This is a genomic window from Raineyella sp. LH-20, assembly GCF_033110965.1.
In the GTDB taxonomy this organism is placed as follows: Bacteria; Actinomycetota; Actinomycetes; order Propionibacteriales; family Propionibacteriaceae; genus Raineyella.
The window spans coordinates 3,318,181-3,343,135 of sequence record NZ_CP137003.1 but is presented as its reverse complement, the minus strand read 5'-3'; the positions used below and the strand labels follow the sequence as shown (position 1 = coordinate 3,343,135).

Below are 24,955 nucleotides of genomic sequence, written 5' to 3'. Positions count from 1 at the left end.
CGTCGAGCCCTACTCGTCCGCGACGAGCGCGGCCAGGTTGTCCAGCTCGTTCGCACGCCCCGCCACCAGGCGTTGAGTCCACACCTCGTCGTGCATCGGCTCGACCCGCATCGTGATCCGGGTACCGCCGTCGACGGGTTCCAGCTCGATCTCGGTGAGCTGCTCGTAGGGCTCGTGGTCGGGCACGAAGTCGACGACGGACCGGTAGGCCAGGCGCGTCGGCTCGGTGATCTCGGTGAAGTACTTGCGCGATTCCGTGGACAGCGGCATCCCGTTCTGTTCCATGAACGCCACCTGCTCGGGAGCGACGGTGGTCATCGTGTAGATGAGTTCGCCGCCCTCGCGCAGGTCGAGGCGGGTGACGTCTGTCCGGAACCCCTCCGGGGCCCACCAGTGGGAGATGCCCTCGGGAGTGGTCCACAGTTCCCAGATGCGGGTGGCTGAGGCTGGCACGGTGCGTTCTATGATCTCGGTCATGGATCCAATGTATTCGCCGCAACGAATGTGTCAACCCCTTGTCGGCGATGATCGTCGGGGTCAGCTGACCCCGACCACCGTGTTCTCGAAGAGAGGGGGCGGCTCGGCGATCGACGGGCTTGGCTCGTTCTGCGCGTGGCCTGGCCGGCGTCGGCGGCCCGGTCGTTGGGGTAGCGGCGGACGCTCGTTCCGCGCCTGGCCGGCGTCGGCGATCGCCCGCGACCGATCGAGGGGCCGAGAAGGACGAGACGACCGGGGCGACCGATACGACCGATACGACCGATACGACCGAGGCAGCTTCCGGCGGACCGCTTGGGCCGCGGGTCAGGCGGAGGTGTGCTTGGGGGAGACCGGCCAGTCCTCGGGGTAGAGGTGGGCCAGCGCCTCGTGGGACTGGTTGAGCTTCTTGCGGACCCGGGTCGACAGCCGGTCACCGAAGACCATCCCGTTGAGGTGATCCGTCTCATGCTGCAGGCACCGGGCGAGCAGGCCGGTGCCGTGGATCTCGACAGGGTTGCCGTCGATGTCCTGGCCGCGGCAGATCGCGTGGTCGGGACGGGCCAGCGGGGCGTATCCGCCCGGCAGCGACAGGCATCCCTCATCGGCCGACTCGAGTACCCGCTCGCGCCCCTCGGGCAGCTCGACCACCGGATTGCAGACCACGCCGACCTGGTAGTGGTTGTCGGCGTCGGGGCAGTCGTACACGAAGACGGCAAGGCCCACCCCCACCTGGGTGGCGGCGAGCCCGACGCCCTGGGCGGCGTCCAAGGTGGCGAACATGTCGCGCACCAGGGTGCGCAGGTCGTCGTCGAACTCGACCACCGGCTGGGTCGGGGCGTGCATCACCGGGGTCCCCCAGCGGGTGATGGGGCGGAGGGTGCCGCCAACGGTGAGCTCGGTGAGGCTCGTCATGTGTTCGTCGTCCTGTCTCTCGAAAGCGTGCGCGGGGGCCTGCGGACCCCACGCGGCCAGGCTCCGGAACCTGGCCGATCGGATCAGCGTGCCCGGGGGCCTGCGGACCCCACTCTAGGCGGCCGACCGGCGCCGTCGGCGCGAGACGTGCAGGTGTGAACCGCCTGCGACGTACCTGGGTGGTGACCCGGCCGGAGTGCGCGACCGGGCGCGTGGCGCGCTTGCGCCCGGCCCGTCTCCGGCCGACAGTGGGGCCATGGTGATCGGTACGGACGACCTGCCGGCGGACCTCCGCGGAGCCCTCGAGGGATACCGCCGGCATCTGGCGGGGGAGCGCCACGTCTCGCCGAACACCGTGCGGGCGTACGTCGGTGACCTCACCGAGCTGTTCGCCCATCTCGGGCGTCGCGGGGTGACTGCCGCCGACGAGGTGACGATCGCCGACCTCCGTGATTGGCTGGCGGCCCAACAACGAGCCGGCGCTTCCCGCGGGACCCTGGGCCGGCGGGCCTCGGCCGTCCGCGGATTCTTCGCCTGGGCGCGCCGTGACGGTCTGCTCACGACCGATCCGAGTCTGCGGCTCGCCTCGCCGAAGGCGGTCCGAACACTGCCGGCGATCCTCGACCAGACCCAGGCGGCGGCACTGATGGACGAGGCCCGGCTGCGGGCCGCCGAGCAACCGGGCCCGCTCGGGGTCCGTGACGTGGCGATCCTTGAGATGCTCTACGGGTCCGGGCTGCGGGTCTCTGAGCTGTGCGGGTTGAACACCGAGTCGCTGGACGGTGACCGGCGACTGGTCCTCGTCCACGGTAAGGGGAACAAGGACCGCATGGTCCCCGCCGGCGGTCCGGCGCTGGCGGCCGTGGAGCGATGGCTGGCCCGCCGCCCGGAGGTCGCCACGTCGCTGAGCGGTCAGGCGCTCTTCCTGGGGGCGCGCGGCGGCCGGATCGACCCGCGGGTGGTCCGTCGCCTGGTGCACCGTCACCTCGGCCTGGTCACCGGTGCCCCGGATCTCGGCCCCCACGGCCTGCGCCACGCGATGGCCACCCACCTGCTCGAGGGTGGGGCGGACCTGCGTAGCGTCCAGGAGATGTTGGGTCACGCCTCGCTGGCGACGACGCAGATCTACACCCATGTGACCGCCGACCGGCTGCAGCAGGCCTTCCAGCAGGCGCATCCGAGGGCCTGACCGCAGCGGCGACCTCATGTCAGGCCCACCAGGACGTCAGGCGAGCCGGCTGGGATCGACCAGCGCCCCGTCCTGCCACGCCATCAGGTGCAGGTGGCATCCGGTGGACAGGCCGGTCGACCCGACCGCGCCCAGCGTCTGGCCGCGCTGCACCGTCTCCCCGGTGTGCACCGAGTAGCCGCGGGCGTGGTTCAGCGAGGTGATCAGCCGGTGTCCGTCGACCATGCCGTGGTCGATCCGGATCCGCCAGCCGTACGCCGGGTGGCGGACGACCTCGATGACGGTACCCGGCAGGGGAGCCCGGAGCGGGACCCCACAGGAGGCTCCGTAGTCCACCCCGTCGTGCAGCTTGCGGACCCCGGTGACCGGGTGCACCCGCATCCCGAACGGTGACGTCACCGGCCCGGACACCGGCGGCAGCCAGCCGCCCACTCGCGTCGGCGCGGTGCCACCGGGCGCAGCGGCGCCGGCGGCTGCCGCGAGGGCGCGGGCCGCGGCCTCCCGGCGAGCCGCGGTGACCTCCTCACTACCGACCAGACGCGTCATCGGGCCGGACGGCAAGGCCGGCAACAGCATCGGGTCGAGGTAGTCGACCCCTTCGCGCAGGCCCCAGTGCAGGCAGGCGGCCGCCGGACACCCTTGGTGTCCGGCCTGCAAGGTGCCGAGCACGTCGCCCGTCGCGACGAGCTGGCCGATCCGTACGGTCGCCTGCACCGGCTCGTACGTGGTGCGGGTGGCGCCGTGGTCGATCACCACGACGCCCCGGCCGGCGAGGGTCGAGGCGTACGTGACGGTCCCGGCGGCCGCGGCGAGCACAGGAGCGCCGACCTCGGCGGCGAGATCGACCCCACGGTGGCCGGCGAGCCACGGCTCCGGAGGCGGGGCGAACGGGCGGACCACTGGTCCGCTCACCGGGAGGGCCCCGGCCGGTACACCCTCCGGGCCGGAGGCCAGCGGAAGGGCCCGCGCGGTCGCCGCCAGGGCAGTGGTCAGCCCGGTCCCGAGGAGGAGGCAGCACGCCAGGAGCCCCAGCGGGCGGGCAGGGCGCGGCGGGCGCGGACGGCGCGTCTGCCGCAGCAGATGCGTGTGCCGGGCCAGGTGAACATGCCGGGCCAGGTGAACATGCCGGGCCAGGTGAACATGCCGGGGCAGATGAACGTGCCGGGGCAGCCGGAGGAGTGATCTCACGCGGGCAGGGTGGGACAACCGGGCGCTGGGTCGCCCGGGCCGCGGAGGCCTGTGGACGATTCGTCGGGGTCCGATTCGGCCTGTGGACGATCGGGCAGGGCCGGCGGAGGACACCACAGATGCGGCCAAGGGGGCCGGGCCCCAATGACCCGCCCGACCTGCACCCCGTCGTACGCCCCGGGCCCGAGTGGCATCGTTGCCGGGCCCGCCCTAGACTGCTGGCAGCACCTCGAACCTTTCGGGGTGACTTCGCATGCAGTCCCACCGGTGGATGCCGCGCTTCGGCGTGGTGGGCCGGGCGTCCCGTACGGTCCCTCGTGGGTGAGGACGTGACTGCATCAGGCGGTGCCGAAGGTCGGCACCGGAACAACCGTCGGCGCTTCGTCGCGCCACAAGGAGGAACGGCCATGGCCGTCGTGACTGCCCGCGAGCTGCTCGAGAACGGTGTCCACTTCGGGCACCAGACCCGTCGTTGGAACCCGAAGATGAAGCGCTTCATCTTCAACGAGCGCAACGGCATCTACATCATCGATCTGCAGCAGTCGCTCAAGTACATCGACAAGGCGTACGCCTTCGTCAAGGAGACCGTCGCCCGCGGCGGTCAGGTGCTCTTCGTCGGCACCAAGAAGCAGGCCCAGGAGGCCATCGCCCAGCAGGCCACCCGCGTCGGCATGCCCTACGTGAACCAGCGCTGGCTGGGCGGCATGCTCACCAACTTCCAGACCATCTCCAAGCGGATCGCGCGGATGAAGGAACTGGAGGCGATGGACTTCGAGAAGGTGCAGGGCTCCGGCCTCACCAAGAAGGAGCTCCTCGGCCTGTCCCGCGAGAAGGACAAGCTGGAGAAGGACCTCGGCGGCATCCGGGACATGACCCGCACCCCGCAGGCGGTCTGGATCGTCGACACCAAGAAGGAGCACCTCGGCGTCGACGAGGCCCGCAAGCTCCGCATCCCGGTCGTTGCGATCCTCGACACCAACTGCGACCCCGACGAGGTCGACTACGCCATCCCGGGCAACGACGACTCGATCCGTTCCGTCTCGCTGCTCACCCGGGTGATCGCCGACGCCGTCGCCGACGGCCTGGTGTCGCGTTCCTCCGGTGAGGCCACCACCGCCGAGGCCGCCGAGCCGATGGCCGAGTGGGAGAAGGAGCTGCTCAACGCCACCGAGCCGGCCGCCCCGGTCGAGGTCAAGCCTGCCGCTCCGGCCGCCGAGACCGCTGAGGCCGCCGAGACCGACGTGAAGCCCGCCGCTCCTGCCGAGCCCGCCGCTGAGGCGCCCGCCACCGACAACGAGTGATCCCACCCGCACAATCGCAGAAGGACCGAGGAACAGATGGCAATCACTGCAGCAGACGTCAAGAAGCTCCGCGACGCCACTGGCGCCGGGATGATGGACTCCAAGAAGGCTCTCACCGAGGCTGACGGCGATTTCGAGAAGGCCGTCGAGATCCTGCGCGTCGCCGGCCAGGCCAAGACCGCCAAGCGGGCCGACCGCGAGGCCTCCAACGGTCTGGTCGCCAACAAGGGCGGCGCCCTCATCCAGCTGGGCTCCGAGACCGACTTCGTCGCCAAGAACGAGGAGTTCATCGCCCTCGCCGACACCATCGCCGAGGCCGTCGAGGCGGCCCAGGCGGGCGACGTCGCCGCTGCCAACGCTGCGAAGCTCTCCGACGGCCACACCGTCGAGGAGGCCATCCAGGAGCTGGCCGCCAAGATCGGCGAGAAGCTGGAACTGAAGAACGTGGCGTACTTCGACGGCAAGACCAACGTCTACATGCACCGTCGTTCCTCCGACCTGCCCCCGCAGGTCGGCGTGATGGTCGAGTTCGAGGGTGACAACGACGACACGGCGCACCGCACTTCGATGCAGATCGCGGTGATGGCGCCGAAGTACCTCACCCGTGACGAGGTCCCGGCGGCGGATGTGGAGAAGGAGCGCATCATCGCCGAGGAGATCGCCAAGGAGGAGGGCAAGCCCGAGAAGGCGATCCCGAGGATCGTCGAGGGCCGCGTCAACGGCTTCTTCAAGGATGTCGTCCTGCTGGAGCAGATGTCCGAGGTCTCCGACACCAAGGAGACCGTCGGCACGATGCTCGAGAAGGCCGGCCTGACGGTCAGCCGCTTCGTTCGCTTCGAAGCCGGCGCCTGATCCGACCACGACGTGCGCCACGAGGGATTCCCTCGTGGCGCACGTTGTCGCATGGAGGCCCGGTCACGTCGGGCGCCCTGCATCGCCTAGGCTCAGCTACCGCACCCGCCCCCGCATCCGATGCCCCTGACAGGAGACCATCCATGAGCTCGTACCATCGCATCCTGCTGAAGCTGTCCGGTGAGGCCTTCGGAGGGGGCAAGGTCGGCGTCGACCCGCGGGTCGTCGACTCCATCGCCCACCAGATCGCCGATGTCGTACGGGCCGGGGTGCAGGTGTGCATCGTGGTCGGCGGCGGCAACTTCTTCCGCGGCGTCGAGTTGCAGCAGGCCGGGATGGAGCGGGAGCGCGCCGACTACATGGGCATGCTCGGCACGGTGATGAACTGCTTGGCGCTGCAGGACTTCTGTGAGCAGGCCGGCGTTCCGACCCGGGTGCAGACCGCCATCGAAATGCGCCAGGTGGCCGAGCCGTACATCCCGCGTCGGGCCGACCGGCACATGGAGAAGGGCCGGGTGGTGATCTTCGGCGCCGGGTCCGGCATGCCGTACTTCTCCACTGACACGGTGGCTGCCCAGCGCGGTCTGGAGATGCACGTCGATGCGCTGCTGATGGGCAAGATGGGGGTGGACGGCGTCTACGACTGCGATCCGAAGACGAACTCCCACGCCGCGAAGTACGACGAACTGACGTACGACGAGTACCTCGCCCGCGACCTCAAGGTCGCCGACGCGGCGGCCGTCAGCCTCGCCCGCGACAACGATCTGCCGATGATCTTCTTCAACCTCAACACCGAGGGCAACATCATGCGCGTGGTGAACGGCGAGCGGATCGGTACTGTAGTCCACAAGTGACGCGCGGCGCCCGTCATCGCGACGGGCGCTCTGAGAGACTGGACCGGCCGCAGCCATCCGACATCCTGCGGCTCGGCCGTTCCCGTTCCCCCGGGACCGGCCGCCCCGACACGCGGCACCTCCGCCGCAAGCAGAAAGGAACCCCCTCGTGATCGGCGACATCACCACCGAAGCGAAGTCCAAGATGGACCATGCAGTCGAGTTCGCCAAGGAGGAGTTCGCCGCCATCCGGACCGGGCGGGCCCATCCTGCGATGTTCAACAAGCTGACCGCCGAGTACTACGGCACGCCGACGCCGCTGCAGCAGCTGGCCTCGTTCACCGTGCCCGAGGCGCGGATGATCCTGATCACGCCGTACGACCGCAGTGCGGTCAACGCCGTGGAGAAGGCCATCCGTGACTCCGACCTCGGCGTCAACCCGTCCAACGACGGCATCTCGATCCGTTGTGTGCTGCCCGAGCTGACTGCCGAGCGGCGCAAGGAGTACACCAAGGTCGCCAAGACGAAGGCCGAGGACGCCAAGGTCTCCGTACGCAACTCCCGCCGGGCCGCCAAGGAGGCCATCGACAAGCTGGTCAAGGACAAGGAGATCGGCGAGGACGAGGGCAAGCGCGCCGAGGCCGAGCTGGAGAAGACCACCAAGAAGTACACCGACCAGATCGACGAGCTGCTGAAGGCCAAAGAGGCAGAATTGCTCGAGGTCTGACCTTGTCGGACTCGGGGTCACCGTCCGGCTCTCTGCGGCCCGGTCCGGCGAACGGCACGCCCGTTCCCGGATCGGGGCGGGCCGGCCGGAATCTTCCGGCCGCCATCACCGTGGGGGTCGTCCTGGCGGGGATCCTCATCGCCAGTCTGCTGTGGTGGTTGCCGGGCTTCGTCATCCTCGCCGCGACCCTGATCGGGATGGCCGCGGTGGAGGTGCACCAAGCCCTGCGCAAGGTGGGGATGACGTCGGCGATCCTCGTCATCGAGGTCGGCCTGATCGCGATGATGGCCGGCTCGTACCTGATCCTCACCCAGACCACCCGGCACGCGGCCACCTACCTGCTGGTGTGCCTCGGTGCCACGGTGCTGGCAGCGTTCCTGGTCCGCATCCCTCGCGGCGCTGAGGGGTTCATCAAGGACACCGCGGCGAGCATGCTGATCATCGCCTACCTGCCGGTGATGGGTGCGTTCGCCAGCCTGCTGGTGGGGGAGGACTCCGGTGCCGCCCGGGTCTTCCTGTGGCTGGGTACGGTGATCTGCTCCGACACCGGCGGGTACGTCGCCGGCGTGCTCCTCGGCCGCCACCCGATGGCGCCCACGATCAGCCCGAAGAAGACCTGGGAAGGGTTCGTCGGGTCGGTCGTCCTGGGGACCGCATTCGGCACGTTGGTCGGCCATTTCGTCCTCGGCAGCACCTGGTGGGTCGGAGCGTTGATCGGTGTCGTCCTCGTCGGGGCGGCCATCCTGGGTGACCTGGTCGAATCGCTGATCAAGCGCGACCTGGGCATCAAGGACATGGGCGACTTCCTGCCCGGCCATGGCGGCGTCACCGACCGGATCGACGCGATGCTGCTGTCCGCGCCGACCGCCTGGATCCTCATGCATTTCCTCATCCCCGGAGCCTGACCCGTGACCTCCTCTCGACCCACTGCCTCGCCCGACGCTGCCTCGCCCGACGCTGCCGCCGCGCCCGGACAGGACGTACGCCCGGACGGAGACCGCGCGGCCGGCGAACCGTCGGTGTCGGACCCGGGACCGCGTGCGCACCCGCAGTTGGTGTTCGCCGCGCCGCGCCGCGGGAAACCGCCGGTGCACTGGGCGGACCTGAGCGTCGAGGAGCGCAAGGCCGCCGTCGCCGCGCTGGGCCTGCCGGCGTTCCGCGCCCAGCAGCTGTCCCGGCACTGGTTCGTCCACTCCACCGCGGACCCGGCCGACTGGACCGACATCCCGGCGGGCCGGCGCCAGGAGATCGCCGACGCCCTGTTCCCGCCGCTGCTGGAGGAGGTCAGCGCGCTGACTGCCGACGCCGGGACCACGGTCAAGACGCTCTGGAAGCTGCACGACGGGTCGATGGTCGAGTCGGTCCTGATGCACTACCCCGCCTCGGGGGGATCTGCGGCACGTACGACCGTGTGTGTTTCCTCCCAGGCGGGTTGCGGGATGGCCTGCCCATTCTGCGCCACCGGCCAGGGCGGCCTGCAGCGCAACCTCAGCGCGGCCGAGATCGTGGCGCAGATCGTCGACGCCAACGCGCGCCTCGCGGCGGGGGAGATCCCCGGAGCGACCGGCCGGGTCAGCAACGTCGTGTTCATGGGCATGGGCGAGCCGCTGGCGAACTACGCCACGGTCATCCGCGCGATCCGTACGCTGCTGGCCGACCAGCCCGACGGGCTGGGGATGAGTGCGCGGGGGATCACCGTGTCGACCGTCGGCCTGGTGCCCGGGATCGACAAGCTCGCCGAGGAGGGCCTGCCGGTCACCCTCGCCCTGTCGCTGCACGCTCCGGACGACGAATTGCGTAACGACCTCGTGCCGATCAACAATCGGTGGCGGGTCGCGGAGGCTGTGGATGCCGCCTGGCGTTATGCGCGGGCGACGAAGCGTCGTGTCTCGATCGAATACGCGCTCATCCGCAACGTCAACGATCAGGCCGAACGTGCCGACCGACTCGCCCGTGAGCTCAAGAAGCGGGGCGACTGGGGCTGGTTCCACGTGAACCTGATCCCACTGAATCCGACCCCTGGGTCGAAGTGGACGGCGTCGCGCCGCCACGACGAGCAGGAGTTCGTCCGTCGGCTGGAGGCCCACGGCGTCCCGGTGACCATCCGGGACACCCGCGGTCGCGAGATCGACGGAGCGTGCGGCCAGTTGGCCGCAACGGCGCGATAACGGACAGCAGGTCCGGTCGTACGCGACGCAACGGGAGAGGCGTCGGCGTACCTCGATTCGCCCGGTGATCACTGGAGGAGGAGAAACAATTGAGCCCTGAAGCGCTGCGCAGGAATCTGCAGGTGGTCTACGACACGGTCGTACGCCGCAACCAGGGGGAGCCAGAGTTCCATCAGGCCGTCCACGAGGTGCTCGAGAGCCTCGGACCGGTCTTCGCCCAGCACCCTGAGTACATCGAGGCGGCCATCCTCGATCGCATCGTCGAACCGGAACGACAGATCATGTTCCGTGTCCCCTGGATCGACGACTCCGGCCGGGTCCGCGTCAACCGCGGCTACCGCGTCGAGTTCAACTCCGCGCTCGGCCCGTACAAGGGCGGTCTCCGTTTCCACCCGACGGTCTACTCCGGCATCATCAAGTTCCTCGGCTTCGAGCAGGTGTTCAAGAACTCGCTGACCGGTCTGGCGATGGGCGGCGGCAAGGGCGGCTCCGACTTCGACCCGCACGACAAGTCCGACAACGAAGTGATGCGCTTCTGCCAGTCGTTCATGATCGAGCTGTCCCGCCACATCGGTGAGTACACCGACGTCCCGGCCGGCGACATCGGCGTCGGCGGCCGCGAGATCGGCTACCTCTTCGGGCAGTACAAGCGGCTGACGAACCGGTTCGAGGCGGGCGTGCTCACCGGCAAGGGCCTCACCTGGGGCGGCTCGCTGGCACGCACCGAGGCGACCGGCTACGGCCTGGTCCACTTCGTCACCGAGATGCTGCGGATGGACGGCCAGTCCCTCGACGGCAAGGTCATCTCGGTCTCCGGGTCGGGCAACGTGGCGATCTTCGCGATCGAGCTCGCCCAGCAGCTGGGCGGCAAGCCGATCACCATCTCCGATTCGTCCGGCTACGTGGTGGACCAGGACGGCATCGACCTCGAGCTGCTCAAGCGGGTCAAGCTGGAGGAGCGCGGTCGGGTCTCCGACTACGCGGCGCTGCGCCCGGGGGCCCGGTTCGTCACCGGCGGAAGCGTCTGGGACGTGCCGGTCGAGATCGCCCTGCCCTGTGCCACCCAGAACGAGATTCACGGCGACCACGCGGTCACGCTGGTCAAGCACGGCGTCAAGCTCGTCGCAGAGGGTGCCAACATGCCGAGCACCCCGGACGCCATCGAGACCTTCCAGCAGGCCGGCGTGAAGTTCGGCCCCGCGAAGGCCGCCAATGCCGGTGGCGTCGCGACCTCCGGGCTCGAGATGCAGCAGAACGCCAGCCGGGAGTTCTGGTCCTTCGAGACGACCGCGACGCGGCTCGAGACGATCATGAGCAACCTGCACACCCGCTGCCTGGAGGCCGCCGATCGCTACGGCTGCCCGGGCGACTACGCGCTCGGCGCGAACGCCGCGGGCTTCGTCAAGGTCGCCGACGCGATGCTCGACCAGGGCGTCGTCTGATCCGCCGGTCGACCGGCGGTGGCGTACGTACGCCGTCGCCGGCCGACCACCCCGCTCGACCACATCGGCCGGTCCTGTCCCTCGGGGGACGGGGCCGGCCGATGGTCGTGCGCGGGCCGATGATCGTGCGCGGGCCGATGATCGTGCGCGGGCCGATGATCGTGCGCAGGCCGATGGTCGTCTGCGGGACCGGGGTCAGTCGCGGCCGGCCGGCACCGCGTCGAGGGCGTCCAGCGTGGCCAGCACGGCGATGCTCGCCTCGTAGCCCTTGTCCTCGGTCGAGTCGGGCAGGCCGGCCCGGTCCAGCGCCTGCTGTTCGTCGTCGCAGGTGAGCACGCCGAAGCCGACCGGGACGCCGGTGTCGACGGCGACCTGGGTCAGGCCGATCGTGGCCGCCTCGCAGACGTAGTCGAAGTGCGGCGTGCCGCCGCGGACGACGACGCCGAGCGCCACCAGCCCGTCGAAGCGGTCGGCGAGGCGCCGGCAGACGACCGGCAGTTCGAAGGTGCCGGGCACCCGGACGACGGTGATGTCGCTGACCCCGTGCTCCGCCAGGGCGGCGGTGGCGCGGGCGACCATCTGATCGGTGACCTCTGGGTACCACTGCGCGCCCACCACGGCGACCCGCCGTCCGGTGCCGTTCGCGGTGATGTGCGGGGAGCCGAAACCGGCCATGTCAGACCTCCTGGGGGGTGGCGATGGAGTGCGGCACACCGTCCAGCAGGATGCGGTGGCCCATGCGGTCGCGCTTGGTGCGCAGATAGAACTCGTTGTCGGGCGTCGGCTGGGTCCACGACGGGGCGACCGCGGTGACCTCGATCCCGGCGGTCCGCAGGGCGCGGACCTTGTCCGGGTTGTTGGTCATCAACTCCAGCCGGGTCACTCCGAGGTCGTACAGGATCGCTGCGGCGGCGCCGTACTCGCGGTCGTCGACCGGCAGCCCGAGGCGGGTCTGCGCGTCGACCGTGTCGAGCCCCTCGTCCTGCAGGTGATAGGCCTGCAGCTTGGCGAGCAGGCCCACCCCGCGGCCCTCGTGCCCGCGTAGATAGACGACGGCGCCGCCCTGTTCGGCCACCGTGGCGAGGGACTGCTGGAGCTGGGGTCCGCAGTCGCAGCGCAGCGAGCCGAAGACGTCGCCGGTCAGGCATTCGGAGTGCACCCGGACGGCCGGCACGCTGCCGTCGCGGCCGCGCAGCCCGCGCGGGCTGATCAGCGCCACGTGCTCGGCCCCGGTCTGCAGATCGAGGTAGCCGACCACGGTGAACTCGCCCTGCGCGGTGGGCAGCCGGGTCATCGCGTCGCGCCGGACCCGATCGTGGGTCTCCCGCCAGCTGGCCAGCTCGGCGATGGTGATCACCGCCAGGCCCTCGGCCGCGCCCAGGGCAAGGACGTCGGGCGTACGCATCATCGAGCCGTCGTCGTGCACCAGTTCGCCGATCGCGCCGACCGGCTCCAGACCGGCCAGCCGGCACAGGTCGACGGCGGCCTCGGTGTGGCCACGTCGCTCCAGGACGCCACCATCGCGGGCCCGCAGCGGGAGGATGTGGCCGGGGCGGATCAGCGCGGCCGGCCCCGACTCGGGGTCGGCGAGCACGTGCAGCGTACGGGTCCGGTCGTGCGCGGAGATGCCGGTGGTGACCCCGGTCGCCGCGTCACAGGAGACCGTGTAGGCGGTGCGCAGCGGGTCGGTGTTGCGGGAGACCATCAGCGGCAGCTCGAGCGCGTCGGCGCGGTCCCGTGACATCGGCGCGCACAGGTAGCCCGACGAGTGCCGGATGGTCCAGCCGAGCCACTCCTCGGTGAGGGTCTGCGCCGAGAGGATGATGTCCCCCTCGTTCTCCCGGTCCTCGTCGTCCAGGACGAGCACCGGACGACCCTGCCGCAACTCCTCCAGCGCCCTGTCGATCGGGCTGAACCTGGTCACCGACTCACTCATGATCTCCTCCGTTCTGGTGCGCCCACCCGGTGCCGATCCGGTCCAGGTAGGTCGCCACGTACTTGCCGATGACATCGACCTCGAGGTTGACCGTCGCGCCGATCGGCAGCCGGCCCAACGTCGTGTCGGTGAGGGTGGTCGGGATCAGCGACACGGTGAACGCGTCGGGGCGTACGCCGACCACGGTGAGCGACACCCCGTTCACGGTGACCGAGCCCTTCTCGACCAGGTAGCGCGACAGCTCGGCCGGCAGGCCGATCTCGACGACCTCCCAGGCCTCGCCGGGTGTGCGGGAGCGTACGGTGCCGGTGCCGTCGACGTGGCCCTGCACCAGGTGTCCGCCCAGTCGGCCGCCCGGCGACATCGCCCGTTCCAGGTTCACCGGGGCGCCCGGTCGCAGCGCTCCGAGGTCGGAGCGGTCGAGGGTCTCGGCCATCACGTCGACGGAGAAGGTCTCCGCGTCGAGGTCGGTGACGGTGAGACAGACGCCGTTGACGCAGATCGAGTCGCCGTGACGGGCATCGGTGACCACTCGCGGGCCGCGGATGCGCAGCACGGCGGAGTCCTGCCCGGGCCGTACGTCGACGACTTCGCCGATCTCCTCGACAATGCCGGTGAACATGGTCATTCCTTCCTCCCGGCCGGGGCCAGGATCAGTCGTACGTCGGGGCCGACGGGGGTGATGTCGACCAGGTCCAGGTGGATGGCGTCGGCGAGCGTGCCGATGCCGAGGTCGCCGACCATCGGCCGGCCGGCGCCGAGCAGGGTCGGGGCGAGGTAGACGACGATCTCGTCGACCAGGCCGTCGCGCAGGAAGGCCGCCGCGAGCGTCGCGCCGCCCTCCAGCCAGGCGTGCCGGATGCCGGCCCGGTGCAGCTGGGACAGCGCCGTCGCCGGCCGGTGGCCCGGGACGAAGAGTGTCTCCGCCTCGGCCGAGTGCAGCTGCGCCGTCGCCGGCACGGGTCGGTCGCCGAGGACGACCCGCAGCGGCTGGCGGCCGGTCAGTCGCCCGTCGACGTCACGGACGGTCAGCCGAGGATCGTCGGCCAGCGCGGTGCCGGTGCCGACCAGGATCGCGTCGCAGGCGGCACGGAGCCGGTGCACGTCCGCGCGGGCGGCGGCGGAGGTGATCCACTGCGAGGTGGCATCGGCCGCCGCGGTCCGGCCGTCCAGGGTGGCGGCCACCTTCCAGGTGACGTACGGCCGGCCGAGGCGCACCGCCCGGGTCCAGACCCGGTTCACCGCCTCGGCCTCGTCCGCGAGCAGGCCCCCGCTGACCTCGACCCCGGCCGCGCGCAGGGTGTCGCCGCCGCCGGCGGCGGTCGGATTGGGGTCCGGCTGGGCGAACACCACCCGCGCCACTCCGGCCTCGGCCAGTGCCACCGCACACGGGCCGGTGCGGCCGGTGTGGTTGCAGGGCTCCAGGGAGACGTACGCCGTCACGCCGCGAGCGGCGTGACCCGCTGCCCGCAGAGCCTCGATCTCGGCGTGCGGAGTGCCGGCGCCGTGGTGCCAGCCCTCGCCGACGACGGTGCCGTCGGGGGCGACCAGCACCGCGCCGACCCGTGGATTGGGATCCGGGAGGGGGGAGTGCAGCGCCAGGGCGATCGCCCGGCGCAGGTGGACACGATCGGCGGCGACGCGCCGTTCCGTGGCGTACGACGCGGTGGGGTCCGGGACGTCGGGCGCGGCCGCTCGCGACGCAGCGGCAGCCGGCTCATCGGCGTACGGTGCCGGGCCGTCGACGGCATCCGACCGGTTCATCGCCCCTCCTCAGGTCCTGACGGGACCCCGGGGCGATCATGGGAAGACTCCCGGCACGTGACGCAGTGGCGATACGTCCTCACCCAGATGCGGTCACACCCAGGTGCGGTCACCACCGCAGCACCCGCCGACGGATGTCGGCCGGTCGCCACGTACGCGTGCGCCTCCCATCCGGACTTTCACCGTCGGTCCTGGAATTCCACCAGGTCAACCGACCGCCGTGGAGGGCGGCCGGGTCGCGGACTGTCACCGCCGGTTCGGAATTACACCGACCCCGGAGCACGTGGCCCTGAGACTACCACGCACGCGACGTCCGCCCCAGTGGCCGACGATCATCCCGTGTGTCAGCCGCGAAGACCGTCCCGTTCCTCGGGTCGTCGTAGCAGCGCGCCCGACCGAGGGCCGGCGTCCCGCAGGACGCCGACCCTCGGTCCGTGGCGACCGGAGGGCATCGGACCCTCCGGGGATCGATCAGGCAGCGACGCCGGCGACGTCCTGCTCAGCCTCGAGTTGTTCGCGGTCGGAGTGCCCCTTGGCCGGCCGTGGCACCAGGACGGTCATCAGGGCGCCGAAGAGGGCCACCCCGGCGAACACGTAGAACGCGGTGTCCCCGGCGACGCCGGCGGCGGCGAGCCAGCCGCCGATCAGCGGGCCGAGGATGCCGCCGAGGCGTCCGAAGCCGGAGCACCAGGCGACACCCGCGGCCCGTACGTGGGTGGCGTAGTAGTTCGAGGTGAAGCCGTAGATCAGCACCTGGGTGCCGAGGATGCCCACGCCGGCGACGGCGATGGAGGCCAGCAGCAGCCCGATCGGGAAGCCGAAGGTCATCAGCGTCAGCGACAGCGCCGCCAGGGTGAAGGTGGTGATGATCACCCGCTGCGGGCCGGCCTTGTCGGCGACCATCGACGCGATCAGGCCTCCGACGACCGCGCCGCCGTTGAGCAGCAGCAGGAAGATCAGGCCGTACCGCTTGGCGGCGTCGGCGCCCATCCCGGCCTCCTGGAAGTGGCCGCCCATGATGGCCGGCAGCCAGGTGTTCAGCCCGAAGGTGAGCAGCAGGCCGGAGAAGCTCATGAAGCCGAGGAAGACGGTGCCGACCAGGTAGCGACGGGAGAAGATGCCGGCGAAGCCGGTCTTCTGTTCCAGATGCAGGTCCTCCGCCACCGGGACGCCGCCGAACTGCTGGTGTTCGGTGAGCGGGATGCCGGTGCGGCGGGAGATCGCGACCGCCTCGTCGACCCTGCCGCGGGAGAGCAGCCAGCGCGGCGACTCGTTGAGCATCGTCAGGGCCATCGGGAAGAGGAACAGGATCGGGGTGGCCCCGAGCATGAAGAGCCCCCGCCAGCCGATCTGGTTGAGCAGGGCGAGGCCGAGCAGGGCGGCGAGCACACCGCCGGCGGGGATGCCGGAGTAGACGATCGCGTTGTAGAAGTTCCGTTTGCCCGCGGGGGCGAACTCGGCCATCGTCGCCCCGGCCGTGGCGAGCAGGACGCCGAGGCCGAGGCCGGTGAGCAGTCGCAGGGTGCCGAAGAAGGCGATCGACGTGGCGAAGGCGGAGGCGAACATCCCGAGCGAGAACCAGGCGATGCCCACCAGGATGAGCTTCTTCCGGCCGATCCGGTCGCCGATCGCACCGGCGGTCAGCGAGCCGATCATCACGCCCACCAAGGCGTACGAGCCGATCTGGCCGGCGATGGCCGGCGGGATGGGCTGCCCGCCGCTGAGGCCGCTGGACCACCAGCCGAGGGCGTCGCTGCCGCCTTTGACCAGGCCGGGCAGGACGGTGCCGTAGACGGTCAGGTCGAAGCCGTCGAAGAGCAGGGACAGGCCCGCGATGGCGGCGACCCAGATCGCTGTCCGGGCCTCCTTCGTCGGGTCGGCCGGGATGTCGGGGATGCTCCGCGGGCGGAGCGAGGTCGTACTTTCCATGGGGTCTCCCAGGGTCAGGGGTCCGTCGTCGGCGCTGGCGCGGCCTTCGGTGACCTGGAGTCCGCTCGCCCGCTGCAGGGTCCGCGGGCCCCGCGTCGGCGGGGCTGAGATGACTCTGAGGGTGTGTGACGTCAGTCACAGCGGAGTGTTCCGGGCTGAAGAACGTGCTGAGGTCGTTCCGGCGGTCTGCCCGGGTCCCTGTCAGGGGAATGTCCGGGCCACTGCGCGTGGGAGACTGGACGAGTGCGTGACGTGATCATTCTGGGCAGCACCGGCTCTATCGGCACCCAGGCGCTGGAGGTCATCGCCTCCCGCCGGGATCGGTTCCGGGTGGTGGGGCTGGCCGCCGGCGGCGGCAGCATCGCCACGTTGGCCGAGCAGGTGCTCGAGTTCTCCCCGCGGACCGTCGCCCTGGCCCGACCGACCGCCGTCCAGGACCTGCAGCTCGCCCTCTACGCCGCGGCGCAGCAGCGCGGGTGGAATCGCGGCGACGTACGCCTCCCGCGGATCATCGCCGGTCCCGACGCGGCGACCGAGCTGGCCGCCGAGGCCGCCGACGTCGTGCTCAACGGGATCACCGGCTCGGTCGGGCTGCTGCCCACCCTGGCCGCGCTGCGGGCCGGCACCACGCTGGCGCTGGCCAACAAGGAGTCGCTGGTGATCGGCGGTCGGTTGGTCACCGAGGCGGCGGCCCCCGGGCAGCTCGTCGCGGTGGACTCCGAGCACTCCGCCTTCGCCCAGTGCCTGCGCGCCGGACGCACCGACGAGGTCGACAAGCTTGTGCTCACCGCCTCCGGCGGTCCGTTCCGGGGCCGTACGCGGGCCGAGCTCACCGAGGTCACCCCGGACCAGGCGATGGCCCACCCGACCTGGCAGATGGGCCGGGTGATCACCATCAACTCCGCGACACTGGTCAACAAGGGACTGGAGCTGATCGAGGCGGGGCTGCTCTACGACATGCCGCTGGACCGGATCCAGGTCGTGGTGCACCCGCAGTCGTTCGTGCATTCCGCGGTGCAGTACGTCGACGGGGCGCTGATCGCGCAGTGCTCCCCGCCCGACATGAAGCTGCCGATCGCCCTCGGCCTCACCTGGCCCGACCGGGTGGCGGGTGCTGCGGCGCCGGTCGACTGGACCGCCGCGGCGGCCTGGACCTTCGAGCCGCTGGACGCCGAGGCCTTTCCTGCGGTTGAACTCGCCCGGCGGGCGGGCACACTGGGGGGGACCGCGCCGGCGGTGTTCAATGCGGCGAACGAGGTGTGCGTCGATGCGTTCTGCGAGGGACGGATCGGCTTCCTCGACATCGTGGACACCATCGCGGACGTGCTGACCGAGCACGTCTCGGGAGGTGTCTCGGCCGACGCCGAGGACGACTCCGACGCTGTCGGGTCACGGTACGTCGACGACCGGGGGATCACGGTGGAGACGGTGCTCGCCGCCGATGCGTGGGCCCGCCGGGCGGCACGCGCCCGCACCCGCGGGTGAGGCCCCCGGCGCCGAGACTACGGACGGACCCGCATCCGGGTCGGTCACGGGACGGAGATGGCGTCGAGGGACGCCGCTGGAGCGAGGGACAGGACGCGGATGCAGACGGTGTGGTACGTGCTCGGGGCGTTGGTGTTCTTCGCCCTCATCATGGCGTCGATCGCGCTGCACGAGATCGGACACCTGATCCCCGCCAAGCTCTTCAAGGTCAAGGTGACCGAGTACTTCGTCGGCTTCGGCAAGACCTTGTGGAAGCGCCGGGTCGGCTCCACCGACTACGGCGTGAAGGCGCTGCCGCTCGGCGGTTACGTACGACTCGTCGGGATGTACCCGCCGGCGCCCGGTGAGAACCGGGTGAAGGCGAGCGGCAGCAACTTCTTCCAGCAGATCGCCGAGGATGCCCGGGCGTACGAGTGGGAGGAGATCACCCCGGAGGACGACGGCACCCTCTTCTACCAGAAGCCGGTGTGGCAGCGGCTGATCATCATGGCCGGCGGGGTGGCGATGAACCTGCTGCTGGCCTTCCTGCTCTTCCTCGGCGTCACCGCCACCGTCGGCATCGCCCGGCCCACCCTCACCGTGGCGTCGGTGTCGGAGTGCGTCGTCCCGGCCAGCCGCACCGACCAGACCTGTCAGCCTGGCGATCCCCGTACGCCGGCCGCCGCGATGGGAGTGCAGGCCGGTGACGTCATCGTCAGCTTCAACGGGCGCCGGCTCACCGACTGGGACCAGTTCTCCACCCTGATCCGTGACAACCTGTCCGCGCCCGCCACCGTCGTGGTCGAGCGCGGTGGGCAGACGCTGACCCTGCCGACCGTCCCGACTGTCACCACCGGTGTGCCCAGCAGGGTCGACCCGGGGCGCAATGTGGAGGCCGGCTTCCTCGGCGTCTCACCGAACACCGAGGTGCAGCGTGGCGGCCCGGTCGCCGTCCTGAAGGACATGTGGACGATGACCGAGCAGTCGGCGGTCGCCCTGGTCGGCTTCCCGGTGAAGGTCTGGCACACCGCCGTCGGCCTGGTCACCGGGCAGCCGCGTGACATCTACGGCCCGGTCAGCGTGGTCGGCGCGTCCCGGGTGGCGGGTGAGGTGGTCACCACCGACCGGCTCAGTTCCACCAACAAGGTGGCCGTGGTGGCGCAGTTGCTGGGATCGGTCAACCTTTTCGTCGCACTGTTCAACATCGTTCCGCTGCCACCGCTGGACGGCGGTCATGTCGCCGGGGCGCTGTGGGACGGCGTACGTCACCTGATCGCCCGGCTCCGCCGACGCCCCACCCCGGCACCGTTCGACACCACCAGGCTGCTGCCGGTGTCGTGGCTGGTGACCGCCTTCGTGGTGGTGGCCGGGCTGGTGCTGGTCATCGCCGACCTGGTGGCCCCGGTGCGGCTCTTCTGAGCCCAGCGTCTCTGCGAGCCCGGCGAGCCCGGCCGGTTCGTCTGAGCCCACCGTGCCCGGGCCGGCCGCGGGTTGGCCACGGGTAGTCGAATGGTGGGGGAACCCCGGGTGAATTCTTCCTCCGGGGCGCTCCGAAGGGTCGATCGGGCGTGACCCCGGCCATAGTCTGACCGGCGGTCTCACCATCTTCTCAAGGAGTGCTCCATGTCCTCTCGCCCCCGCGTGGCCGCGGCCGGGCTGGCGGCGGTGCTCGGTGGAATGGCGGTCCTCGCCCCGCTGGCTTCCGTCCCCGCTCGTGCCGCCTCCGACCACGTCCTGATCAACGAGGTGTACGGCGGTGGTGGCAACAGCGGCGCCACCTACACCAACGACTTCGTCGAGCTCTACAACCCGACCACCGCCCCGATCTCGCTGACCGGCTGGACGGTGAACTACTACTCGGCCGCCGGCAACCTGGGCAACAGCTGTGCCCTGTCAGGCACCGTGGCACCGGCCACCTACTACCTGGTCCAGGAGGCCAAGGGGAGCGGCGGGACGACCCCGCTGCCGACGCCGAACGCGACCTGCGCCGCGGCGATGAGCGCCACCGCCGGATCCGTCGCGCTGCTCGACGCCTCCGGTGCGACGGTCGACCTGATCGGTTTCGGCGCCACCGCCACCAAGCGGGAGGGCGCGCCCGCCCCCGGCCTGAGCAACACCACCTCGGCCTCCCGGACGAACTTCGCCGACACCGACGACAACGCCGCCGACTTCACCGTCGGGGCCCCGTCGCCACAGAGCCAGGCGATCGGCGGCACCGAGCCCAGCCCCAGCCCGTCGCCCAGCCCGTCGCCCACCACCGACCCGGCCCCGACGACCCCGATCGACCGGATCCAGGGCACCGGCAACGCCTCGCCGCTCACCGGCCAGAAGGTCAGCACCCGGGGCGTGGTCACCGCGGTCTACCCGACCGGCGGCTTCAACGGCTTCTACCTGCAGACGCCGGGCACCGGCGGCACCCCGAAGGCCGCCGGTCAGGCCTCCGACGGCGTCTTCGTGTACGGCCGCGCCAACGTCACGGTCGGATCCTGCTACGCCGTCGCCGGCACGGTGACCGAGTACAACGGGCTGACCGAGATCGGCGGCGGCCTCACGGTCTCCCCGGCCGCCGACTGCGCCCCGGTCGCGGTGACCGAACTGGCCACCGTGCCGGTGACCGATGCCGACAAGGAGGCGTACGAGGGCATGCTGGTCAAGCCGCTCGGCGGCTACACCATCACGAACAACTACCAGCTGAACCAGTACGGCCAGATCGGCCTGGCGGCCGGCGACGCCCCGCTGCGTACGGCCACCGATGTGGTCACCCCCGACAAGGCGGCCGGGTACGAGGCGGAGAACCTGAAGAAGTACATCACCCTCGACGACGGTTCCAGCTGGGACTACATGAACAACGCGACGGCGAAGAACACCCCGCTGCCGTACCTGTCGCAGACCGAGCCGATGCGGACCGGCTCCCACGTGGTGTTCGACAAGCCAGTCATCCTCGACTACCGGTTCCAGTGGAACTTCCAGCCGACCGGCCAGATCGTCGGCCCGACCGACGACCAGGATCCGGTGGTGTCGCAGAACGACCGCGAGACGACCGCCCCGGCCGTCGGCGGCGACGTACGGATCGCCACCTTCAACGTGCTGAACTACTTCACCGACCTGGGTGAGGACGAGGCCGGCTGCCAGGCGTACAAGGACCGCAACGGCACCCCGGTCGCGACCAACTACTGCCAGGTGCGCGGGGCCTACACCCAGCAGGCCTTCGACGACCAGCAGGCCAAGATCGTCAACGCGATCAACGGCCTCGGCGCCGACGTGGTGTCGCTGGAGGAGATCGAGAACTCCGCCCGGATCAGCTACCTGCCGGGCCAGAGCCGTGACACGTCGCTGTCGATCCTGGTCGACGCGCTGAACGCCGCCGGTGGCAGGTGGGCGTACGTCCCCTCGCCGACCGTCGTGCCGCCGACCGAGGACGTCATCCGCACCGCGTTCATCTACAACCCGGACCGGGTGCAGCTGAACGGCGCCTCGCAGATCCTGATCGATCCGGCGTTCGCCAACGCCCGCCAGCCGCTGGCCCAGCAGTTCAAGATGCGCAATGCCGGCTCGCCGTTCGTCGTGGTGGCCAACCACTTCAAGTCGAAGGGTTCCGGCGAGGACGACGGCACCGGCCAGGGCCTGTCCAACCCGTCGCGAGTGGCCCAGGCGACCGCGCTGACCGATTGGGTCGACCAGGTGTTCCCGGACACGTCGGTGTTCCTGGCGGGCGACTTCAACGCGTACGCCAAGGAGGATCCGATCCAGGTCTTCGCGAAGGCCGGCTACGCCGATCTCGCCGCTGAGTTGGACCCGACCGCGACGAGCTACCAGTTCTCCGGCCGGATGGGGTCGCTGGACCACGTCCTCGCGAACGGCAAGGCCCAGAAGATGGTCACCGGTGCCCAGGTGTGGGACATCAACGCCGACGAGGCGATCGCGATGCAGTACTCGCGTCGCCGCTACAACGTGACCGACTTCTACACCACCGATCCGGTCGCCACCTCCGACCATGACCCGCTGGTGGTGGGGCTGACCGCCAAGGGCGCCAAGGGCTGAGTCCCGTCGTCGCGGCGGGCCGAGCAAGCGGTGCTGTCGCGGCGGGCCGCGCCGCGGTGCGCCCCCGACCGCGGCGCGGGCGAATCGGGGTGGGGCCGGTGAGGACGTACGTGTCTCACTGGCCCCACCCACCGCTCACCGGCCTCATCGGCCACGGCCTCGTCGGCCACGGCCTCGTCGTTCACCCGGCGTCGTCGTTCACCCGCCTCACCCCGGTTGTCGTCCCGGGCGTGGAAGTGGTTGCCTTCAAAGTTTCCATAGGGCAGCCCTATGGAAACTTTGAAGGCAACCACCTGCCGTTCCTCTCCGCGTCCCGGTCGGCGGTTCCGACTGCGTCCCCGGTGGTTCCGTCTGCGTCCCCGACCGCGGCGGTCGGCGTCCCGCGGCTGCGTCCGTGTCTTCGGCTGCGTCCGTGTCTTCGTGGTGGTGTCGGGTTCGGCTCATCTCTGCCGAGCGTCACACTGGTGAGGTTGGCCTACTCTTGTCGCATGGCAACAAGTCTCGGAATGCCCGCTCCCGCCCCGATCCAGCTCGCTCCGCGCCATGTCACGCGCAAGCTCCGGGTCGGCACGGTCGAGGTCGGTGGCGACGCCCCCGTCTCGGTGCAGTCCATGACCACCACGAAGACCACCGACATCAACGGGACCCTCCAGCAGATCGCCGAGCTGACCGCGGCCGGATGCGACATCGTACGTGTCGCGGTCCCCAGCCAGGACGACGCCGACGCGTTGCCGATCATCGCCAAGAAGTCGAAGATCCCGGTCGTCGCCGACATCCACTTCCAGCCACGGTACGTGTTCCAGGCGATCGAGGCCGGCTGCGCCGCCGTGCGGGTCAACCCAGGCAACATCAAGCAGTTCGACAACAAGATCGCCGAGATCGCCAAGGCCGCGACCGATGCCCAGGTGCCGTTGCGGATCGGCGTCAACGCCGGCTCCCTGGACAAGCGGATCATGGAGCAGTACGGCTCGGCCACACCGGAGGCCCTCGTCGCCTCGGCGATGCAGGAGGCCCGACTGTTCGAGGAGGTCGGCTTCCGTGACTTCGCGATCTCGGTGAAGCACCACGACCCGGTGGTGATGATCCGCGCCTACCAGCTGCTCGCCGAGGCCTGTGACTACCCGCTGCACCTCGGCGTCACCGAGGCCGGCCCGGCGTTCCAGGGCACGATCAAGTCCTCTGTCGCCTTCGGCGCACTCCTCGCCCAGGGCATCGGCGACACCATCCGGGTGTCGCTGTCCGCGCCGCCGGTCGAGGAGGTCAAGGTCGGGGTGAAGATCCTCGAGTCGCTCGGCATGCGGCCGCGCCACCTCGAGATCGTCTCCTGCCCGTCCTGCGGTCGTGCCCAGGTGGACGTCTACACCCTCGCCGACGAGGTCACCAAGGGCCTGGAGGGGATGACCGTCCCGCTGCGCGTCGCCGTGATGGGCTGCGTCGTGAACGGCCCCGGTGAGGCCCGCGAGGCCGACCTGGGCGTCGCCTCCGGCAACGGCAAGGGCCAGATCTTCGTCCGCGGCCAGGTCGTCAAGACGGTCCCCGAGGACCAGATCGTGGAGACCCTGATCGAGGAGGCCAACCGGCTCGCCGAGACCGCCGAGTCGGCATCCGATGCCGACCAGCCGGTGGGATCCCCGGTCGTCAGCGTCGGCTGATCGGACGGCGGGCATCATGTCGGCACCGGTACGACCCTCCACCACCTTCGGCGTACGGACGCTGGGTGCGGACGACCTGCCGGCCGCACTCGGCCTGCTGCGCCGCGATCCGGTGGACAACGTGTACGTGGGCTCCCGGATCCGGACCGGCGGACTGGATCGGGTGACCCTCGGCTGCCCGGTCTGGGGATTCGAGGAGGGCGGGCAGCTGCGGGCCATGCTGCACGCCGGATCCAACATGGTGCCGGTGCACGCCGACGCCCGGGCGTGCGCGGCCTTCGCAGCGTTCGCCGGCTACCAGCGGACCGCGTCGTCGATCATCGGACCGGCCCCGGCGGCCCTCGCCCTCTACGAGCAACTGTCGCGACGGTGGGGGTCCACCTGGGCCGACGCCCGCGACGTCCGGGCCCGCCAGCCGGTGATGCTGAGCGACGACGACCCGCCCATCGCCGTCGATCCCCGGGTGCAGCAGGTCTCCCTGGACCTGTGGCAGCCGTACGCGGACGCGGCGGTGGCGATGTACACCGAGGAGGTCGGCCAGGAGCCGTCGGTCGGCGGCTCGGACGTCTCCTACCGGATCTACATCCGCTCGCTGATCCAGCAGGGCCGGTCGTACGCCATCGTCGAGGACGGCCGGATCCTCTTCAAGGCCGACATCGGCTCGGCCACCTCCAGCGTCTGCCAGGTGCAGGGCGTCTGGGTCGCGCCGGACCGGCGTGGCCAGGGCATCGCCGCTCCGGCGATGGCGGCGGTGATCCGCCACGCCCGGCAGCGCTGGCCGCTGGTGACGCTCTACGTGAACGACTTCAACACGCCGGCGCTGGCGACCTATCGACGGGCCGGAATGCGGCAGGTGGGGGAGTTCGCCACCGTTCTGTACTGACGCCGGTCCGGTGCTGACGCCGGTCCTGTACTGACGCCGGTCGCGGGCTCGGCGCGGGCCGTCCGACACCTTCTCGCAGGGCGTGCCGCGGTGCTGTCCGCGGGCGCCGATGCGTCGTCGTACCGTCGATGGGAGTGCGACGATGGGCCCCGCCGACGTCCCGTGGGGGACGTGGGGAAGACGTGGGGAAAGGGACA

General features: G+C 70.5%; 21 protein-coding genes and 1 riboswitch. Of the genes, 13 read left to right on the top strand and 8 right to left on the bottom strand.

All coding sequences use genetic code 11. The features are described 5' to 3' along the window. Positions 1–9: 9 nt before the first annotated feature. Complete coding sequence (locus R0146_RS14805) at positions 10–477, bottom strand: SRPBCC family protein (RefSeq protein WP_317690620.1); 468 nt, start codon at positions 475–477, stop codon at positions 10–12. Positions 478–801: 324 nt separating this feature from the next. Further along, on the bottom strand, positions 802–1,389 hold the full coding sequence (gene def / locus R0146_RS14800; protein WP_317690619.1) for a peptide deformylase: 588 nt from the start codon (positions 1,387–1,389) through the stop codon (positions 802–804). Between the two features lie 256 nt (positions 1,390–1,645). Between def and R0146_RS14795 the strand changes: the two genes are divergently transcribed. Beyond that, positions 1,646–2,578 carry a tyrosine recombinase XerC gene (locus R0146_RS14795; RefSeq protein WP_317690618.1) on the top strand — a complete coding sequence of 311 codons (933 nt, stop codon included), beginning with the start codon at positions 1,646–1,648 and terminating at the stop codon, positions 2,576–2,578. A 36-nt stretch (positions 2,579–2,614) separates the two neighbouring features. Here the strand turns inward: R0146_RS14795 and R0146_RS14790 are convergent, their stop codons facing one another. Further along, positions 2,615–3,490: a M23 family metallopeptidase gene (locus R0146_RS14790; protein ID WP_317690617.1), complete on the bottom strand. Its 876-nt coding sequence runs from the start codon at positions 3,488–3,490 to the stop codon at positions 2,615–2,617. A 683-nt stretch (positions 3,491–4,173) separates the two neighbouring features. On the opposite strand from R0146_RS14790, the gene rpsB reads away from it, so the two are divergent. The 7 genes from rpsB (at position 4,174) to gdhA (ending at position 11,089) form a co-directional block, all read left to right on the top strand. Further along, positions 4,174–5,067, top strand: coding sequence for a 30S ribosomal protein S2 (gene rpsB / locus R0146_RS14785; protein WP_317690616.1), 894 nt, complete (start codon positions 4,174–4,176; stop codon positions 5,065–5,067). 36 nt (positions 5,068–5,103) lie between these two features. Next, a complete protein-coding gene (tsf, locus tag R0146_RS14780) occupies positions 5,104–5,919 on the top strand; it encodes a translation elongation factor Ts (RefSeq protein ID WP_317690615.1) in 816 nt (271 codons plus the stop codon). Between the two features lie 143 nt (positions 5,920–6,062). Next, positions 6,063–6,773, top strand: coding sequence for a UMP kinase (gene pyrH / locus R0146_RS14775; RefSeq protein ID WP_317690614.1), 711 nt, complete (start codon positions 6,063–6,065; stop codon positions 6,771–6,773). 151 nt (positions 6,774–6,924) lie between these two features. Beyond that, on the top strand, positions 6,925–7,479 hold the full coding sequence (gene frr, locus R0146_RS14770) for a ribosome recycling factor (RefSeq protein WP_317692429.1): 555 nt from the start codon (positions 6,925–6,927) through the stop codon (positions 7,477–7,479). A gap of 110 nt (positions 7,480–7,589) precedes the next feature. Beyond that, a complete protein-coding gene (locus R0146_RS14765) occupies positions 7,590–8,384 on the top strand; it encodes a phosphatidate cytidylyltransferase (protein WP_411567160.1) in 795 nt (264 codons plus the stop codon). A 114-nt stretch (positions 8,385–8,498) separates the two neighbouring features. Next, a complete protein-coding gene (gene rlmN / locus R0146_RS14760; RefSeq protein ID WP_411567211.1) occupies positions 8,499–9,647 on the top strand; it encodes a dual-specificity RNA methyltransferase RlmN in 1,149 nt (382 codons plus the stop codon). Positions 9,648–9,751: 104 nt separating this feature from the next. Then, positions 9,752–11,089: an NADP-specific glutamate dehydrogenase gene (gdhA, locus tag R0146_RS14755; protein ID WP_317692426.1), complete on the top strand. Its 1,338-nt coding sequence runs from the start codon at positions 9,752–9,754 to the stop codon at positions 11,087–11,089. Positions 11,090–11,284: 195 nt separating this feature from the next. Here the strand turns inward: gdhA and ribH are convergent, their stop codons facing one another. The 5 genes from ribH to R0146_RS14730 form a co-directional block, all read right to left on the bottom strand. Next, positions 11,285–11,764, bottom strand: coding sequence for a 6,7-dimethyl-8-ribityllumazine synthase (gene ribH / locus R0146_RS14750; protein WP_317690613.1), 480 nt, complete (start codon positions 11,762–11,764; stop codon positions 11,285–11,287). 1 nt (position 11,765) lies between these two features. Beyond that, positions 11,766–13,025, bottom strand: coding sequence for a 3,4-dihydroxy-2-butanone-4-phosphate synthase (gene ribB, locus R0146_RS14745; protein ID WP_317690612.1), 1,260 nt, complete (start codon positions 13,023–13,025; stop codon positions 11,766–11,768). Then, entirely contained in the window at positions 13,018–13,647 is a 630-nt protein-coding gene (locus R0146_RS14740) for a riboflavin synthase (protein ID WP_317690611.1), read from the bottom strand. The genes ribB and R0146_RS14740 overlap by 8 nt, the downstream gene beginning before the upstream one ends. A 2-nt stretch (positions 13,648–13,649) precedes the next feature. Continuing rightward, complete coding sequence (gene ribD / locus R0146_RS14735) at positions 13,650–14,789, bottom strand: bifunctional diaminohydroxyphosphoribosylaminopyrimidine deaminase/5-amino-6-(5-phosphoribosylamino)uracil reductase RibD (RefSeq protein ID WP_317690610.1); 1,140 nt, start codon at positions 14,787–14,789, stop codon at positions 13,650–13,652. A gap of 155 nt (positions 14,790–14,944) precedes the next feature. Further along, positions 14,945–15,075, bottom strand: a riboswitch (FMN riboswitch). A 185-nt stretch (positions 15,076–15,260) separates the two neighbouring features. Continuing rightward, a complete protein-coding gene (locus R0146_RS14730) occupies positions 15,261–16,718 on the bottom strand; it encodes an MFS transporter (protein WP_317690609.1) in 1,458 nt (485 codons plus the stop codon). A gap of 243 nt (positions 16,719–16,961) precedes the next feature. Between R0146_RS14730 and dxr the strand changes: the two genes are divergently transcribed. The 5 genes from dxr (at position 16,962) to R0146_RS14705 (ending at position 24,758) form a co-directional block, all read left to right on the top strand. Continuing rightward, positions 16,962–18,203, top strand: a complete 1,242-nt coding sequence (gene dxr / locus R0146_RS14725; RefSeq protein WP_317690608.1) for a 1-deoxy-D-xylulose-5-phosphate reductoisomerase — start codon at positions 16,962–16,964, stop codon at positions 18,201–18,203. A 99-nt stretch (positions 18,204–18,302) separates the two neighbouring features. Then, entirely contained in the window at positions 18,303–19,601 is a 1,299-nt protein-coding gene (locus tag R0146_RS14720; RefSeq protein ID WP_317690607.1) for a M50 family metallopeptidase, read from the top strand. A 204-nt stretch (positions 19,602–19,805) separates the two neighbouring features. Next, entirely contained in the window at positions 19,806–22,223 is a 2,418-nt protein-coding gene (locus R0146_RS14715; protein ID WP_317690606.1) for an ExeM/NucH family extracellular endonuclease, read from the top strand. Positions 22,224–22,711: 488 nt separating this feature from the next. Beyond that, positions 22,712–23,875: a flavodoxin-dependent (E)-4-hydroxy-3-methylbut-2-enyl-diphosphate synthase gene (gene ispG, locus R0146_RS14710; RefSeq protein ID WP_317690605.1), complete on the top strand. Its 1,164-nt coding sequence runs from the start codon at positions 22,712–22,714 to the stop codon at positions 23,873–23,875. Positions 23,876–23,891: 16 nt separating this feature from the next. Continuing rightward, complete coding sequence (locus R0146_RS14705) at positions 23,892–24,758, top strand: GNAT family N-acetyltransferase (RefSeq protein ID WP_317690604.1); 867 nt, start codon at positions 23,892–23,894, stop codon at positions 24,756–24,758. Positions 24,759–24,955: the final 197 nt, after the last annotated feature.